This is a genomic window from Halapricum sp. CBA1109, from assembly GCF_009741825.1.
Lineage (GTDB): Archaea > Halobacteriota > Halobacteria > Halobacteriales > Haloarculaceae > Halapricum.
This window is the reverse complement of sequence record NZ_WPCA01000004.1, coordinates 1-16330: the sequence shown is the minus strand read 5'-3', so window position 1 is coordinate 16330 and position 16330 is coordinate 1. Positions and strand designations below refer to the sequence as shown.

Sequence of the window (16330 nt, the reverse complement as noted above, 5' to 3'; positions counted from 1 at the left end):
TGGCGTGAGAGAGGGGAGGGGGAGGGGCCCCCGGGGATGAGAATTGGGACATATAAAGAGAGGTGTTTAGATCGGTGGGAGAATGGGAATAGGACCTATACCAAGAGTAGAAGTGCTGAAAGCGTGTTCTAGGACGGGTGTCTGTTTCATAAGGAACAAGTATAAGTAGTGTGGTGGTAGTTATAATTTCTCTTCATTCTATTCTCTTTAGTAATGTATATGTATATATTGCATATACCATAAAATATAAATATAGGGTCAAAATCAATCTATTCCAGACTAGACACGAACTAGTATGCTAGCACATAGCTAGAGTAGAATATACAGCTTGTTGTGATAGTCTAGGTGAAGTAGAGTGAACCGCGCTCAATCTAGAGCCACTAGAACGGAGGCGTGCTTCCTAGATAACACCAATCGGATAGGGTACGGGTGGTTCCTGGGTCGCACCAACCTCCGGCTGTACCGCCGTACCGCCGTACCGACGTACCGGTCGTCCGAAAATAGCCCTCTGACCCCAACCTCTCTTATATATCTTTCCCCACCCCCTCCCCCCACCCCCTCTTTTTCCCCATCTGGGATGAAAAAGTGGGGGGACAGGGGGGACTTAAAGAATCTCTGGTATGAAACTCCGGTGGGTGGTATGAAAGGAATGAAAGGGTGGATATTAAGTACGCTCGACCGGAACGTGGGTCGTATGACCTTCACCCGGACCGAGAACTCGCCGTTCGAGGACACACAGGTCTTGGCCGAAGACTACGTCCCCGAGGAGGTTCTCGGCCGGGACCACGAACTCGACGAGATCAGCGAGGTGTTCCAGCAGATAGTCGACAACGAGCAACCGGTCAACGCCTTCATCTACGGCATCAGCGGCACGGGCAAGACCGTCTCGATCCGGTTCAAACGCAGGGAACTGGAGAACGCACTCGAACGATACGACGACGTCCACGCCACGTTCGTCTACCAGAACTGCGAATCGCTGAGCAGTTCCTATCAGGCCGCTATCGCCATCGCGAACCGGTTTCTGGAGGACCCGGACTACTCCTTTTTGCGCGAGGAGATCAGCATCGAACGGGACGTCCTCCCGAGTTCCGGACTCCCGAAAGAGCGCGTCTACGACATCCTCTTCGAGATTCTCGACGCACTCACGTACGAAAACACGGCCTATCGCCAGGAGATGGAGGGGGCCCTGGCGGAGAGCGACTACGACGCCGATCTGACGGCGGCTCACCTCCTCGGGGACGAACCGCTCCCGGAGGGCGTGGACGTCGATCCCGATTCCGTCCGCGAACACTTCGAGTCAGCTCACGACATCCTGCCACCCGAGGAGGTGACGGACTACGTCACCGTGATCCTCGACGAGGTGGACCGCATCGGCACCCGGGACGAACTCCTCTACGAGATTCCCCGGAGCAGGACGAACAACCGCGTCGAGGACGTCCTCCCGTCGATCATCGGGATCAGCAACGACATCGGCTACAAGGAGAGTATCCAGTCCAAGACCGACTCCTCGCTGCGTCTCAAGGAGATCACGTTCAAAAAATACGACGTGGATCAGTTGCGCGAGATTCTCTATCAGCGCGCGGAACTGGCGTTCAAACCCGAGGCTTACTCCGAGGACATCGTTCCGCTCGCGTCTGCCTACGCCAGAAAACAGGGCGGTGACGCGCGCTACGCCATCGATCTTCTCCAGAAGGCCGGGATGAAAGCGAAGAAAAACGAGGACGACGTGGTCGGTGAGCAACACGTCCGGCAGGCCCACGAGGAGAAAGAGCGCGACAGGGTCTACGAGGTGACCAACGACCTCAGCTCACAGGAACAACTCGTCCTCGCGGCGGTGATGTTCCACGACCTGCGCGAGGAGACGCCCATCTCCCGGAGCGACCTCTACCCGACTTACAAGCGGTTCTCCGGGGCGTTGCTCGACAACTCCAACGTCCCCCGGCGGGTCGCCGACTACCTCAAGGAGATGTCCCAACTCGGTCTACTCGAACGCCACGACGCCTACAAGGGACCGGGGGAGTCCGGCTTCGAGTACGACCTCGACAAGGCCGACTACCAGATGGTGATCCAGACGCTCCGGGACTCCGACCCGACGGGCCCCGGGGAGAATCTCCTCCCCGAGGAACTGATCGACACGTTCAGTACACTCACCGACGACGACGGCGACACCCAGACGAGCGTCGACTCCTTCTGATTGGGACGAAACAGTGGGGGTGGGATGCCCCGGGACACGTCATCTGGGATGAAAAAGTGGGGGTGGGGAAGGATACCCTGTGAGTGACTGTCTGATATGAAAAAGTGGGGGTGGTGGACGCTCGAAAGAGCGTAGCTGCGACGACAGAGCGAGGGACGGGGGTCCCCTGAGAAGAAGGACTGATATGAAAAAGTGGGGGTGGGTGTCCATTGAGAGGAAGTGTCTGGGATGAAACGGTGGGGTGTGTGAGGACCTTCCGGGTGACACTGCTTGATATGAAAAAGTGGGGGTGTGTGCGTCGCTACCTCGGGACGGTTGCATCCGATGGGACCCACGGCACTACCGGTCGTCGAGGCCACGGTATCGCTCGTGGGATGAAACAGTGGGGTGTGACTCAGTCGCTCCCCGGATTGGGATGAAACAGTGGGGGGTGGGTCACGCTGTCCCGCCCGGTAGGCGGTCCCTACTCCCCGTCGTTCACGGGTTCCTTGTACTGTGAGGTGACTGTGTCGCCCTCCCGCCACTGCCAGTAGTAGTAGCGGTTGCCGTTTATCTCCTTGACCGTGAGTGTCGCCTTCCCGGGCACGCCCTCCGGCCGACTCTCGGGCCTGTCGCGTTCGGCTTCGTCGGGCCTCTCGCCCTCTTTTTCTGTCGCCCCCTCTCGGTACGCGGCCAGTTCGTCGGCGTAGGTGGCGATATCGCGTAACGTCTCCGGGGAGTAGTCGGCGAGTCGTTCGGCCAGGCCGTCGGCCACCGAATCGGGTGGTTCCGGGCGTTCGTCGGTCATCGCGTTGTTAACCAACAAGTGCGCCAGTACCGTCAGTTTGTTGGTTAAGACGGGTACGCTGGAGATAGCACTCTCTCTCGCGCGCGCACGCGAGAAAACAAACAGCTATGACTCGGGAGTCAGCGTGGTGTCGACGATACGTCGCGGCGAAAGAAGGCGTGGTCGCGGTTCAGTCGTCGGCGGGCGCTTCGGACTCCGTCGGGCCGAGCGGTTCCTTCGGTTTGATCGGCTCGCCGGACATCTTCCCCTCCTCAGCCAGTGCCATACTGCCCATCACTTCGAGGACGAGGCGGTTGGCGAATCCGGAGGTGATGCCGCCGTTGTAGGAGTTGGTGTCGCTGACGTCGTACTGGGGGGCGACCTCGACGACGTCGAACCCGAAGTTCTCGGGGTCGAGTCGCTTGACGGCCTCTCGGACCATGTAGATGGCCTCGCGCGGGATCAGTCCGCCCGGCTCGGGCTCGCCCGTCCCGGGGGCGTAGGCCGGTTCCATCACGTCGACGTCGAAGGAGATCCAGACCGCGTCGGTGCCGTCGGTCGCGCGCTGGACGGCGTCGACGACGATGTCCGTCAGGTCCATCTCCGAGACTTCGAAGGCCGTGTACCACTTCATCCCGGCGTCGCGCATATCCTCGTAGATGTCGGGACCGGGCCAGAAGCCGCGCGGGCCGATCAGGGTGTAGTTCTCGCCCTCGAAGAGGTCGTCGTCGTAGCAGCGCTTGACCCACGCGCCGTGGTCGTACTCGAAGCCGGTGAGGCCGTCCTCGCCGGTGTCGGCGTGGCAGTCGAAGTGGATGAGGCCGACGCTGTCGTAGTCGTTGGCCTCGGCCCAGCCCTTGATGTCCGGGTAGGAGATGGAGTGGTCGCCACCGAGGACGATGGGCGTCGCCTGCTCCGAGACCTCCGCGACGGCCTCCTCGATGTTGAGCTGGCTCTTGCGGGTGTCACCGGGCGAGACCGTCGCGTCGCCGGTGTCGGCCACGCTGTAGTGGTCGAAGGGGTCGACGCCCGTCTCGATGTTGAAGTGACGGTACGGCGGGGAGGGGACCGTCGAGGCCGCGCGGATGGCCCGCGGACCGTAGCGGGTCCCGGGTCGGATGGTCGTCGCCGTGTCCAGCGGCGCGCCGATGATGCCGATGTCGACGTCCTCCTCATCGAGTTCGTCGCGGTCTACCTCGGGGAGCTTCAGGAACGAAGGGATACCCGAGAAGATGGGTTCGTTGGCCTCGTCGTACTCTTCGCCGTAGATGTCACGTCCGGATCGTTCGTCTGTCATATTTGTGTTCCTTTTTTGTCTCACGGAACCCGTTCGTCCCGTTATTGACGACATTTCTGTTGATGGTGCCACTATTCAAAAGCGTTCCCTGAAATATGTAATACGGACTCGTATGTATGGGGGCGAGACTGGAGTACCACTGGACAATAAAACACCTAATATACTCCCGTGGTGTGGGGGTTCGAACCCCGGCTTCGGCGTGGTCACTCTTCGGTGGTGGTCGGACGGTCGAGAGAATGAGGTCCCGACTCACTCGCTGATGACGAGGTCGGGATGCTCGCGGAACGCGAGGTGCGTGGCGACTTCGAGGGTGTCGTGGATGTGTCGGGTGCTGCGACCGAGGGTGTCGACGGCGCGCTGGAGGATCAACAGCGGTTCGGGCCGCTCCTCCAGCAGGTAGTCGTTAACCTTCTCGACGTGGGCCTCGACGGCGTCGAGCGCCTGCCGGGCGTCGCGGGTGCGCTCGTAGTCCGGGGTGAGGATGGCGTCCCGCGTGGCACTGGACGCTGTGTCGAGTGCGTCGGCGAGGGCGCCGATATGGGCGCTCGTCGCCTCATCGAGGGCGCCGACGTCGTTGTCGGTAACGAGCAACGCGATGTCGGCGGCCACGTCGGCCATCAGGACGATGTCCTGTGCGACCGAGCGGTAGCCGATGAGCGGAAAGCCGGTGTCCAGCCCAACCGCGCGGTTCAGCCGCGGGTTCCGGTAGGTAGCGAAGACGATGCGCAAGAACAGATAGAACAGCTTCTGGACCTGTGACTCCCGATCCAGCACCCGCTCTGCGGCCGCGGCGTCGCCGTTTCGCAGCGCCGTGATCGCGTCCCGCCGCATCGCGCCCTCGGTCCGGCAGAGCCGTCCAAGCAGCGTCCCCAACTCGAAGTCCGTCGGGGCGATGGAACACCGGACGGTGATTTCGGTGTCCTGTTCCTCGACGATGCCCAGCCCCATCAGCCGCCGCTCGGCGCTGAACACGGCGTCGCGCTCCTCGCGGGTCAGCGACTCGGAGGCGCTGATGTGGATGAGCTGTCGGCCCAGCACGTACTGGGAGACGACCGCTCGCTCGATGGCGTCGGCGTCGAACGAATCCACGTCGACGGTGGCCTCCTCGTCGGTGGTCGTCGGGTCCTCGGGCACCAACAGCAACGACCCGCCGCTCTCGTCTCGCTGCATGATGAGGTCGTCACCCTTCTCGATGCCGTGGTGACGGGCCCAACTCGCCGGGACCGTGACGCCGAGCGTCGAAGACCCCAGTTGCTGGACCTTCCGTTTCATCCTGATCGGATCGGGGTTCACGCTCGATCACCCCTCCCCTTCGGGAGTTGTACGTCGCCGTCCATCTCGTATCGTCACGGTGTTTCCGTTCACGTCTTAAGCGACTTTGGTTCCGAAAATCAATTTATTCTCGTTATCGTTGTGTGGTTCGCCTAGTCGTCGCCGTCGTCGCCGCCCGCGACGACAGTCCGGTGGCCCTCCTCGTCGAGGGCGCGCGGCCCGTAGCTACTCCGGGTGGCGAAGCCGACGACGACGAAGACGACGAGGCTCACCGCGGCGGCGATGAACGTCGGCAGGCCGTCGAACGACGCCGTGAAGATACCGTTCTCGATGTACAGCAGCGTGTTCTCGTAGGCGTAGGTCGTCGGCACGAGGACGAAAAACACGAGTCGGGTCAGCGACCCGGCGACCATCGAGGTGATGGCCGCGGGCGTGTTTGCGAGGCTCGGCCAGTAGAGGCCAAAGACCAGCGGCACCAGCGCGCCGGCGAGCATGATGTCGAACGCCAACACGAGCAACATCCCGGTCGCCGAGACCCGCAGCGCGAAGAACACGCCCAGCAGCGTGAACGGAATCGCCATCAGGCGCGTGGTCTTGAGGAGTTTGTCGCTGCCGCTGCCGAACCAGCCTTTGCTCTCGGTGCCGCCGTCGGCGGCGACCTGCGAGTCGGCGGCTTTCTCCTCGTCGACGCGGACGCCGAGGACGTTCCGCGCCATAACCGCCGAGGTGCCGAGGATCGCACCGTCGCTGGTCGAGAACGACGCGGCGACGATGCCGGCGATGACCAACGCCGCGAGCCACGGCGGGACGGCGTTTTGCAGGAGGACGTACAGGACCGCCTGATCGCCCGCGGCGACGCCCAGCGAACTCAGGATCGATCCGGACGAGAGCGCGACGATGGAGAACGGAATCCCGATGACGAGCGTCCCGATACCGCCGATGAAGCAGGCCCGCTGGGCCGTCTCGGGGCTGTCTGCCGCGAACACCCGCTCCATGAAGTCGATGGCGACGATGTCACCGAGCCCCAGCGCCACGATGGTCGCGAGGTTGATGTACGCCCCTTGGCTCGGGTCGGTCAACTGCCCGAGGTTGGCCGGCCCCATCCCGCTGGGGATGGTGATGCCGTAGTTCGTCGCCACGAAGATGATCAGCGCGATGGACCCGACGAAGGCGACGGCCGCTTGGATGACGTCGGTGTACGCCACCGCGAACAACCCGCCCGCGATGGTATAGGCGAACACGATGACCGTGATGAAGAGGACGCCCACGGTGTAACTCGTCCCGACGAACGTCTGGAAGAGGTATCCGCCGGCGACGAGGTTCCCGGCCAGCAGGAAGGCGTAGGCGGTGGCCATGATGACGCTCGCCAGAATCTCGGTCGTGTGGCCGTACTTGCGCCGGTAGAAGTCCGGCAGGGTCGTGAGGTTCATCCGGTTCATCGGCTTGGCGAAGAAGGCGCCCGTGATGAACAGACACGTCGCCAACCCGATCGGCAGCGCCGCGCCGGCCCAGAAACCGAACGACGCCGTGAGGTCGGTGTTCCCCAGCGTCGCGTTCGCGTCCAGTGACTGGGCCATCAACGTCGCGGCGGCGAGGGGCAGGATCAACCCCCGTCCGGCCACGATGTAGTTGATGCTGTCCCCGTTGATCTTCTTTGAGACGTAGAACCCCACCGCGAGCATCACGATGATAGAGGCCGCCACACCGTAGAGGATGATACTCATTTCGACGCTCCCCCATCGGTGACCATCTGTCTACTTACCCCCGATACTGATTTCGAATCTGCAGTCCGGTCCGCTGAACAGCACACGTTCAGGCTCATTTTGGCTACAGAAGTTAGGGAACAGTTCTCCCTAAAAGGCATTCTCATATGATTGTATACCGTGTGCCGGATAGATACAACGAATACGCCTACCTATCAGTAATAGGTGGACACTCGTATAACTCCTGTCCGTCCTGTCGTAGGTACAACTATACTAGGAATTTTAGGAGAGACGCGGGAGCGGGATCCAGCGGTCGCTCTCGGTCGAGCGCCTCCCGACGGGGAGTTCCCGCCAGCGGAGGAGCGTGCGCTGGAACACCCGATAGCTGTAGGGCTCCCCGTGGGGGGCAAACACGACGAGAGCGTACCGCTCGGGAATCTTCTGTCGGTCTATCTTGGTCATCCCGGACACTGTCGCGGGCGAGGTATGGGAGTGATAACAGATCCGCGGTTCGGGCGGGACCCGTTCGTCGACGGTCGTGACGAACCGCCGTCGCGGCCGGTCGGCGTCGTTCGATAGCGGGACGTGGTCGGTCGCGTGGAGGTGCCCGCCGCGGCGCTCACACGCGAGGAAGCCGCCGGCCTCGTGAGGGTGTTCGGACTCGACGTGGGTCGCGACGCGTCGGTGATCCGCCGCGGGATCACCACCCGCCGGACCGGGAGGAACGAAACCACGTGATATCCGTATTCGTCGCCGGGACTTACCACGGTTTCGCTCTCCGCAACCGAGCCGGGCAAATATTGATCTAACACCGTTCTTTTACACCGGACACCCGGAAACGGTCCAACAGGATGTACGAACACGACGGTATTCCACCGATACCCTATTGTACGTCGAAAAAGGGTGGGTGGCGATGAGCGACGGGATAGTCCCCGGAGAGATCACACCCGAAGACGGCGTCATCACGATCAACGAGGGCCGGGAGACGGCCGAGGTGACCGTCGCCAACACCGGCGACGCCCGGTGCAGGTCGGGTCGCACTTTCACTTCTTCGAGGCAAACGCCGCCCTGGAGTTCGACCGCGCGGCGGCGTTCGGGATGCGACTGAACATCCCGGCCGGCACGGCCGTCCGGTTCGAACCGGGCGACGAACGGGCCGTCGACCTCGTCGCTATCGGCGGCAAGCGGGTCGCCCACGGGATGAACGGCCTCGTCGACGGGAGCGTCGACGGCGACGCCGAGGCGGCGGTCGAACGCGCCCACTCGCAAGGCTTCGGCGGCATTCCCGCACAGGCCGGCGTCCCCGACCCCGAGACGGACGAGGAGGGGGAAGAGGAGTGACCCGGGACATAGACCGCGAGACCTACGCCGAACTGTACGGCCCGACCGTGGGCGACACGGTCCGACTGGGCGACACCGAACTGGTCGTCGAGGTCGAGGAAGACCGCCGCACGCCCGGCGACGAGGCGGTCTTCGGCGGCGGGAAGACCCTCCGGGACGGCCTCGGGATGTCCCCGGGGACCACACAGGAGTCCGGGGCGCTTGACTGGGTGCTCACGAACGCGACCGTCCTCGACCCCGTCCTCGGCGTCGTCGCGGCGGACATCGGTATCCGCGACGGCGTTATCGCCGGCATCGGCAAGGCCGGCAACCCCGACACGATGGACGGCGTCGATATGGTCGTCGGCCCCTCGACGGACGTCTACCCCGCCGAGGGGAAGATAGCGACCGCCGGCGGTCTGGACATCCACATCCACTTCAACTCCGCACAGTTGCACGAACACGCGCTGGCGTCGGGTATCACGACGATGCTCGGCGGCGGCTACGGCGGCGGCGCGACGACGACCACCACCGGCCCCGAGAACATCAAGCGCTTCCTGCAGGCCGCCGAGGAGTGGCCGGTCAACGTCGGCTTCTACGGCAAGGGCAACGCCTCGAAACCCGAACCCCTCTACGAACAGGTCGAAGCCGGAGCCTGCGGGCTGAAACTCCACGAGGACTGGGGGTCGATGCCCGCCGCCATCGACAACTGCCTCGACGTGGCCGAGGAGGAGGACGTCCAGGTGTGTATGCACACGGACACCCTCAACGAAGCCGGATTCGTCGAGAACACCTTCGCGGCCGTCGACGGTCGGACGATGCACCTGTTCCACATCGAGGGCGCCGGCGGGGGCCACGCCCCGGACATCATGGAGATGGTCGGCGTCCCGAACATGCTCCCCTCCTCGACGAACCCCTCGATGCCTTACACCGTCAACACCTTCGACGAACACCTCGATATGGTGATGGTCTGTCACCACCTCAACCCCGACGTGCCCGAGGACGTGGCTTCGCCGAGTCCCGCGTCCGGGCTGAGACCATCGGCGCCGAGGACGTCCTCCACGACGAGGGGGCCATCTCGATGATGACCTCGGACTCGATGGCGATGGGCCGGATGGCGGAAGTCGTCAGTCGCACGTGGCAGACCGCCTCGAAGATGAAGTCCCAGCGCGGTCCCCTCCCCGAGGACGAGGGCACCGGCGCCGACAACTTCCGGGTCAAACGCTACCTCTCGAAGTACACCATCAACCCGGCCATCTCGGCCGGCATCGACGAGTGGGTCGGGACGCTCGAACCCGGCAAACTCGCCGACGTGGTGCTGTGGGACCCCGCGTTCTTCGGCATCAAGCCCGCGATGACGTTCAAGGGCGGGTTCCCGGTCCACTCGGAGATGGGCGAGGCCAACGGCTCGCTGATGACCTGCGAACCCATCCTCCAGCGACCGCGGGCGGGCGCCGCCGGCAAGGCCAAACACGGCCTCTCGCTATCGTTCGTCAGTCAGGCGGCCGTCGACGCCGGCATCGACGAGGAGTACGGCCTCGATACGCCCGTCGTCCCCGTTTCCGGGACCCGGTCCCCCGGCAAGGACGATATGCACTACAACGACTACTGCCCCGACGACATCGACATCGACCCCGAGACGTTCGAGGTCGAAGTCGACGGCGAGGTAATCGCTTGCGAACCGAGCGAGGAGGTCCCCCTCGCCCAGCGGTACATGCTCTAACGATGAAACTCACACCCAAAGAGCAGGAGCGGCTGACGGTCTTCATGGCTGCGGAGCTCGCCCGACGGCGCAAGGATCGCGGCGTCAGGCTGAACCACCCCGAGGCGGTCGCGTACATCTCCGACTGGTGCGTCGAACGCGCCCGGGACGGCTGGGACGTCGCCGAGATACGCGCCGAGGCCTCCCAGCTTGCTCGACCCGACGGAGCGTGATGCCCGGCGTCCCCCTCGATGGTCGATATGATACAGGTCGAACCGGTCTTTCCCGACGGGACGAAACTCGTCACCGTCCACGATCCGATCCGGTCGGCCGGGACGACCGCCGACACGGCGGGCGAGGAGGCCGACTGATGCGCCTGACCCACCGTGACGTGGCGACCGTCGGCATCGGCGGGCCGGTGGGGTCCGGGAAGACGGCGCTGGTGACCCGCCTCGTCCCCCGACTCCGCGAGGCGGGCCTCGACGTCGGCGTCATCGCAAACGACATCCTGACACAGGAGGACGCCGACGCACTCCGGGACGCTTTTCCGGCGTCGTCCCCGAACACCTCGTCGCCGGTGTCGAGACGGGGGCCTGTCCCCACACCGGTATCCGGGAGGACCCGTCGATGAACCTCACACAGATCGATTCGTTCCTCGAGGCGGAGCCGGATCTGGACCTCGTCGTCGTCGAGAGCGGCGGGGACAATCTCGCGGCGACGTTCAACCCCGAACTCGCGGACTACTCGCTGTACGTCATCAGCGTCGCCGAGGGCGAGGACATCCCACGAAAGCGCGGCCCCGGGGTCGTCGACTGTGACCTCCTCGTGATCAACAAGACGGACCTCGCGCCCCACGTCGATGTCGACCTCGATGTCCTCGAAGCGGACGCCGACGCGGTCCGGGACGGCCCGTGGGAGTTCACCAACTGCAAGGACGGCGAGGGTGTCGCGGCCGTCCTCGACCACGTCCGCGAGGGAGTGCTGTTCGCGTAGATGGCGACGGACTCGCCCGACCCCTCCGAGGAGGAACGCTCCGCGGCTCCATCTACCGACGCCGACGCCGGCGTGACGAACACCGACGCCCTCCCGCACCCGGCGTTCGAACCGTACGCCGCCGAATCCCTCCCCGCGGCGGCCGTCGGATCGCCCGGGAAAGACGGCCGTCTGGACCTGACCTTCGCCGTCGACGCCGAGGGCGACACGCACCTGACCCGTGACCTCGCCCGGACTCCCTTCCACGTCAGCGGGACGCTGGGCCACGACCCCGCCCCGCGGGCCGAGTCGGTGTACGTCCAGTCGCCGAGCGGCGGCGTCGTCCAGGGCGACCGTCACGACATCGCCGTCTCGGTCGGGCCGGACGCGCTGGCCTCGGTCACCACTGCCAGCGCCACGAAGGTCCTCTCGATGGAGCGCAACTACGCCGCCGCGGACGTCTCGCTGTCGGTCGGCGCGGGCGGCCACCTCGACTACGTCCCGGCGCCGACGATACTCCACGCCGACGCCCGCTTCGGCGAGGACGTCACCGTCGGCCTCGCGCCTGACGCCACCGCCGTCGTCGGGTCGGTGGTCGTTCCGGGCCGCCTCGCCCGCGGTGAGCGCTTCGACTTTGACCGCTACGCGGCCGCCTTCGAGGCCCGCGCCGACGGCGACCTCCTCGTGGCCGACGCGACCCATCTGGCTCCCGGCGAGTCCGACCCGACGGCCCCGGGCGTGATGGGCGAGTTCGCCGTCCTCGGGACGCTGTACGTCCTCGCGCCGGGCGACGAGACGACCACGCTGGTCGAGGCAGTCCGTGACTCCGTCGTCGCCGCCGACCGTGGCCCCGACGCCGCGGCGGAGACTGCCGTGCGAGCGGGCGTGACGGCGCTCCCGAACGACGCGGGTGCGGTCGTCCGCGCCCTCGGTCACCGGGGCCGACCCGGTGACGGGGACGCTGCACGACGCGTGGGACAGTGCCAGAACCGAACTGCTGGGCGTCGGCGCGCCCGCCGACAGGAGGCAGTGATGTTGGTCGCACACGAGTTCCTCGGGACGCTGGCTGACGACGAACTGGCCGCACGGGTCGACACGGCGGACGCGCTGACGGTCACCGTCGACGACACCGACCGCCGGCGCTCGCGGGTCCGGACGACTGCCGACGACGGCACCGACGTCGGCATCGTGGTGGGCCGAAAGCTCCGGGACGGCGACGTCCTGGACGCCGACGGCCGCCCGGTCGTCGTCAGCCTCGAACCCGTCGACGTCCTCGCTGTCGACCTGAGTGGCGTCTCGGGGTCGCCCTCGACAGTCGCCGCGACCGCTCTCGAACTCGGGCACGCCGTCGGTAACCGCCACTGGGACCTCGCACTCAAGGGGACGACGGCGTACTTCCCGGTCACCGACGACCCCGAACGGGTGGAACGGGAAGTCACTCCCCACTGTCCGGAGGGCGCGACCGTGGGGTACGACGCGGTGTCGCCGGCGCTGTTCGACGACGGACAGGTCGGCGGGCACGGTGACGCGGACGGTCACGGCAACGCCAGCAGTCACGACGACGCTCACGGTGCGGACGGTCACAGCCACGCCCACGACGACCACGGACACGACCACTCTCACGGCGTGCGGTCGCTCGACTCGGGCGGTGAGAAGCAGTGACGGACGCCGCGGATCTGGAAGCGCTCAGGCTGTCGGACTCGGCGCTGCCGGTCGGGACCGACAGCGTCTCCTACGGGCTCGAACAGTTCGTCGCGACCGACCGCGTCACCGACGCCGCGGACCTCAGAGCGCTGATCGAGACGTACCTCCGCCGGCAACTGGGGCCGTGTGACTTGGTCGCGCTCCGGGCCGCACATCGGGGTGCCCGGGACGGGGATATCGACGCTGTCGTGGCCGCCGACGCCCGGTTCGAGGCGGCGACGCTCCCGGCGGAGTTCCGCGAGAGCGCGACCCGGACCGGCGGTCGACTGCTCGATCTCCACCGGGAGCTTCGTGAGGACTCGTTCCTCGAATCGTACGCCGACGCGGTCGAGGCCGGCGACGCCGTCGCTTCCCATCCGGTCGTCCTCGGCGTCGTGGCGGCCCGCGCCGGCGTCGCCGAGCGCCGGGCGTGTCTGATCGCCTGTCAGGAGTTCGCTACGACGCTTGTCGGGGCGGCCCAACGGTTGCTCTCGCTCGGTCACACCGACGCCCAGCGGATCCTCCGGGACTCACAGGCAGCGATGACCGCGGCCGTCGACGAGAGCGCCGACCGGTCGCTCGCGGCGATGACGCCGTTCGCGCCCCTGGTCGACGTGCTCGCGGCCGACCACGAAACCGCCGACCGACGGCTCTTCGTGAGCTAGCCGGTGGGCACATTTTTGTCGCCGCTGGCGGAACTTCCCTCTCGACGATGAACGACGAACCCCGGACGCCGCCGGAGGACGACCCCGCGACGGTCGAGGAGCTCTTCGCCGACCTGGTCGAGGTGACCGGCGACGACGAGACCGCTCGGCGAGAGGCGCGGGACGTGAAACACCTCCTCGTTGAGGCCGCCGACCGCGGCCTGATCGACTCCGGTGTCCGTCGCCTCGACGTCCGGGACGTCGCAGAGGCGTTCGTCGGCAGCGTCATCTTCGCGTCGCCGCTGCTCGTCGAGGACGGCATCTTCGACATCGGGCAGTACCTCTTGGAGTTCACGCCCGCGGGCGTCCCGGTGTTCCTCCTCGCGAACACCTGCTTCGTCTTCCTGATGACTTATGCGCTGGTCGAGTGGACCGGCCGCGACAGGGACGAACTGACGAACCTCCTCGGCGTCGTTCCCGCGCGTGTGATGATGACGCTCGTCGTCTCCTTCGTCGTCGCGGCGGTGTTGATGACCGTCTGGGGCCGCGTCGACGGGTGGACTTCGCCGGTCGAAGCGCTGGCGCGCATCAACGTCATCTGGACTGTCGGCTCGCTGGGGGCGGCCCTCGGTGATATCCTCTCGGAGAACAACCCCCCGCCGACGCTCCTAGTACCGGAACAGCTCTCGGGGACCGACCTGTCCGAGTCCGACGCCCCCACGTCCGACGCTCGGCCCGATGCCGTCCGGGAACTGACTGACGCCGAGTTGCTCGACGCCCTCCACCGGGAGTTCGACGACCTCGAATCGGCCGTCTCGGGGTCCGCGGACCGGCGGGAAGTCGACCGGATCAGGACCGAAGCCACGGCGGCGCCGTTCGACGACCTGCTGGGCGGCCGTATCCAGAAGTACACCACCCGCGACGTGGCGGAGTCGTTCGTCGGCAGCATCTTCTTCGCCATCCCCTTCCTCGTCGAGGACGGCGTCTTCGAGATAGCGACCTTCTTCCTCTCGTTTCGCCTCGGCGTCTTCCCGGTGTACTTCATCGTCAACGCCGCGTTCGTCCTCCTGATGATTCTCGCGCTGGTCTACTGGGCGGGCCCACAGGAGGTACAGGTCTATCGGCCGATACTGGGCATCGTCCCCCGGCGGATGGTCGGTATCGCGCTCGTTTCTTTCCTGACGGCCGCTGCGCTGATGACGATGTGGGGGCGCGTCGACGGCTGGCAGGACCCCGTCGTCGCGCTGGCGCGCATTAGCGTCGTCTGGACTGTCGCGTCCTTCGGGGCCGCGCTCGGCGACATCCTCCCGGGCGAGAGCTCGGGCGCGGACCTCTCGGAGGACCTGCGTACGCTCGGTGACAGCCCGCGCCGTGACGACGACAGCGACTGAACCGGTTGGATGGTCGACAACAGCGGGCCGAAATCCCGATTCGACCGCCCGATTCGGCGGTATCGTTCACTATCGACCCAGCGGATAGCCCGATTTTCGGCGGTTTCCGTGTCGTGGTTTCGCGTCGCATACCGCCTTCGCTTCGACGGGTTTTTACATATCACCCCCTTCCGATGGAATGCACACGACAGGTGGCGGATGGCGGCCTTCGGCCGCTACGTCACATCCACTCTCGGCGGGCCTCGCCCGTCGATGACGAAACGTGGCCGGGACAGCGAGTTCCGGTTCGCCGCGGTAGGACGCGGCGATTGCGAGATATGAGGATTCCACCCCTGCGGTCCGCCGTACAGATGGGATCTGATGGTAGCCTCGACAGTTCAGTGACGTTCTCTGAGCGATTCAGAGCGCTGTCACTGGATGACGGACACATAGAAATGTCTCCGCCAGCCCCCTGATTGATATCAGGAGATCATTCCGGTTGATCCTGCCGGAGGCCATTGCTATCGGAGTCCGATTTAGCCATGCTAGTCGCACGAGCTCATACTCGTGGCGGAAAGCTCAGTAACACGTGGCCAAACTACCCTACAGACCAGCATAACCTCGGGAAACTGAGGCCAATACTGGATGGCGCTTCGACGGTGGAACGCCCCGAAGCGCGAAACGTTCAGGCGCTGTAGGATGTGGCTGCGGCCGATTAGGTAGACGGTGGGGTAACGGCCCACCGTGCCGATAATCGGTACGGGTCGTGAGAGCGAGAGCCCGGAGACGGTATCTGAGACAAGATACCGGGCCCTACGGGGCGCAGCAGGCGCGAAACCTTTACACTGCACGACAGTGCGATAGGGGGACTCCGAGTGCGAGGGCATATAGTCCTCGCTTTTCTGTACCGTAAGGTGGTACAGGAATAAGAACTGGGCAAGACCGGTGCCAGCCGCCGCGGTAATACCGGCAGTTCGAGTGATGGCCGATATTATTGGGCCTAAAGCGTTCGTAGCTGGCCACACAAGTTCGTCGGGAAACCTACCCGCTCAACGGGTAGTCGTCCGGCGAAAACTGTGTGGCTTGGGACCGGGAGACTTGAGGGGTACGTCCGGGGTAGGAGTGAAATCCTGTAATCCTGGACGGACCACCGATGGCGAAAGCACCTCAAGAGCACGGATCCGACAGTGAGGAACGAAAGCTGGGGTCTCGAACCGGATTAGATACCCGGGTAGTCCCAGCTGTAAACGATGCCCGCTAGGTATGCCACAGGCTTCGAGCCTGTGGTATGCCGTAGTGAAGACGTAAGCGGGCCGCCTGGGAAGTACGTCCTGCAAAGGATGAAAACTTAAAAGGAATTGGCGGGGGGAGCACTACAACCGGAGGAGCCTGCGGTTCAATTGGACT

Annotated in this window: 10 protein-coding genes, 1 rRNA gene and 5 pseudogenes; 11 read left to right on the top strand and 5 right to left on the bottom strand. The window is 64.9% G+C overall.

Features of this window, described 5'->3' with window-relative positions; translation table 11 throughout:
* Window positions 1-694: 694 nt before the first annotated feature.
* Window positions 695-2194, top strand: coding sequence for a Cdc6/Cdc18 family protein (locus GJ629_RS01005; RefSeq protein ID WP_197428362.1), 1500 nt, complete (start codon window positions 695-697; stop codon window positions 2192-2194).
* A 463-nt stretch (window positions 2195-2657) separates the two neighbouring features.
* Here GJ629_RS01005 and GJ629_RS01000 read toward each other — a convergent pair whose 3' ends face one another.
* The 5 genes from GJ629_RS01000 to GJ629_RS15920 form a co-directional block, all read right to left on the bottom strand.
* A complete protein-coding gene (locus GJ629_RS01000) occupies window positions 2658-2981 on the bottom strand; it encodes a hypothetical protein (protein WP_157511342.1) in 324 nt (107 codons plus the stop codon).
* Between the two features lie 169 nt (window positions 2982-3150).
* Window positions 3151-4257, bottom strand: a complete 1107-nt coding sequence (locus GJ629_RS00995) for an agmatinase family protein (protein ID WP_157511341.1) — start codon at window positions 4255-4257, stop codon at window positions 3151-3153.
* 249 nt (window positions 4258-4506) lie between these two features.
* Complete coding sequence (locus GJ629_RS00990; protein ID WP_370515740.1) at window positions 4507-5550, bottom strand: PhoU domain-containing protein; 1044 nt, start codon at window positions 5548-5550, stop codon at window positions 4507-4509.
* A 131-nt stretch (window positions 5551-5681) separates the two neighbouring features.
* Complete coding sequence (locus tag GJ629_RS00985; RefSeq protein WP_157511340.1) at window positions 5682-7253, bottom strand: sodium:solute symporter family protein; 1572 nt, start codon at window positions 7251-7253, stop codon at window positions 5682-5684.
* Between the two features lie 261 nt (window positions 7254-7514).
* The gene (locus tag GJ629_RS15920; RefSeq protein WP_231754415.1) at window positions 7515-7703 is read right to left on the bottom strand and encodes a hypothetical protein; all 189 of its coding nucleotides are present in this window, start codon (window positions 7701-7703) and stop codon (window positions 7515-7517) included.
* Window positions 7704-7817: 114 nt separating this feature from the next.
* Here GJ629_RS15920 and GJ629_RS15915 point away from each other — a divergent pair, with 114 nt between their 5' ends.
* The 10 genes and pseudogenes from GJ629_RS15915 to GJ629_RS00935 form a co-directional block, all read left to right on the top strand.
* On the top strand, window positions 7818-7970 hold the full coding sequence (locus GJ629_RS15915; RefSeq protein ID WP_197428359.1) for a hypothetical protein: 153 nt from the start codon (window positions 7818-7820) through the stop codon (window positions 7968-7970).
* A gap of 175 nt (window positions 7971-8145) precedes the next feature.
* Window positions 8146-8573 (top strand): annotated as a pseudogene (locus tag GJ629_RS00975) (urease subunit beta).
* A pseudogene (ureC, locus tag GJ629_RS00970) lies at window positions 8570-10275 on the top strand (urease subunit alpha). The pseudogenes GJ629_RS00975 and ureC overlap by 4 nt, the downstream one beginning before the upstream one ends.
* A 2-nt stretch (window positions 10276-10277) precedes the next feature.
* Window positions 10278-10625, top strand: a pseudogene (locus GJ629_RS00965) (urease subunit gamma).
* Window positions 10625-11247: pseudogene (gene ureG, locus GJ629_RS00960) on the top strand (urease accessory protein UreG). Before GJ629_RS00965 ends, ureG begins: the two co-directional pseudogenes overlap by 1 nt.
* Window positions 11248-12259: pseudogene (locus GJ629_RS17770) on the top strand (urease accessory protein UreD).
* Window positions 12259-12888 carry an urease accessory protein UreE gene (locus GJ629_RS17765; protein ID WP_157511339.1) on the top strand — a complete coding sequence of 210 codons (630 nt, stop codon included), beginning with the start codon at window positions 12259-12261 and terminating at the stop codon, window positions 12886-12888. Before GJ629_RS17770 ends, GJ629_RS17765 begins: the two are co-directional and overlap by 1 nt.
* Window positions 12885-13574, top strand: a complete 690-nt coding sequence (locus GJ629_RS00945; RefSeq protein ID WP_370515739.1) for an urease accessory protein UreF — start codon at window positions 12885-12887, stop codon at window positions 13572-13574. Before GJ629_RS17765 ends, GJ629_RS00945 begins: the two co-directional genes overlap by 4 nt.
* 47 nt (window positions 13575-13621) lie before the next feature.
* The gene (locus tag GJ629_RS00940) at window positions 13622-14944 is read left to right on the top strand and encodes a DUF2391 family protein (RefSeq protein WP_157511338.1); all 1323 of its coding nucleotides are present in this window, start codon (window positions 13622-13624) and stop codon (window positions 14942-14944) included.
* Window positions 14945-15415: 471 nt separating this feature from the next.
* Window positions 15416-16330: ribosomal RNA gene (locus GJ629_RS00935) — 16S ribosomal RNA — on the top strand; the annotation flags it as partial.

Coding starts and splice junctions, on each gene's coding strand:
- GJ629_RS01005 (WP_197428362.1), top strand. CDS start 695: ATGACCTTCACCCGGACCGAGAACTCGCCGTTCGAGGACACACAGGTC.
- GJ629_RS01000 (WP_157511342.1), bottom strand. CDS start 2,981: ATGACCGACGAACGCCCGGAACCACCCGATTCGGTGGCCGACGGCCTG.
- GJ629_RS00995 (WP_157511341.1), bottom strand. CDS start 4,257: ATGACAGACGAACGATCCGGACGTGACATCTACGGCGAAGAGTACGAC.
- GJ629_RS00985 (WP_157511340.1), bottom strand. CDS start 7,253: ATGAGTATCATCCTCTACGGTGTGGCGGCCTCTATCATCGTGATGCTC.
- GJ629_RS17765 (WP_157511339.1), top strand. CDS start 12,259: ATGTTGGTCGCACACGAGTTCCTCGGGACGCTGGCTGACGACGAACTG.
- GJ629_RS00940 (WP_157511338.1), top strand. CDS start 13,622: ATGAACGACGAACCCCGGACGCCGCCGGAGGACGACCCCGCGACGGTC.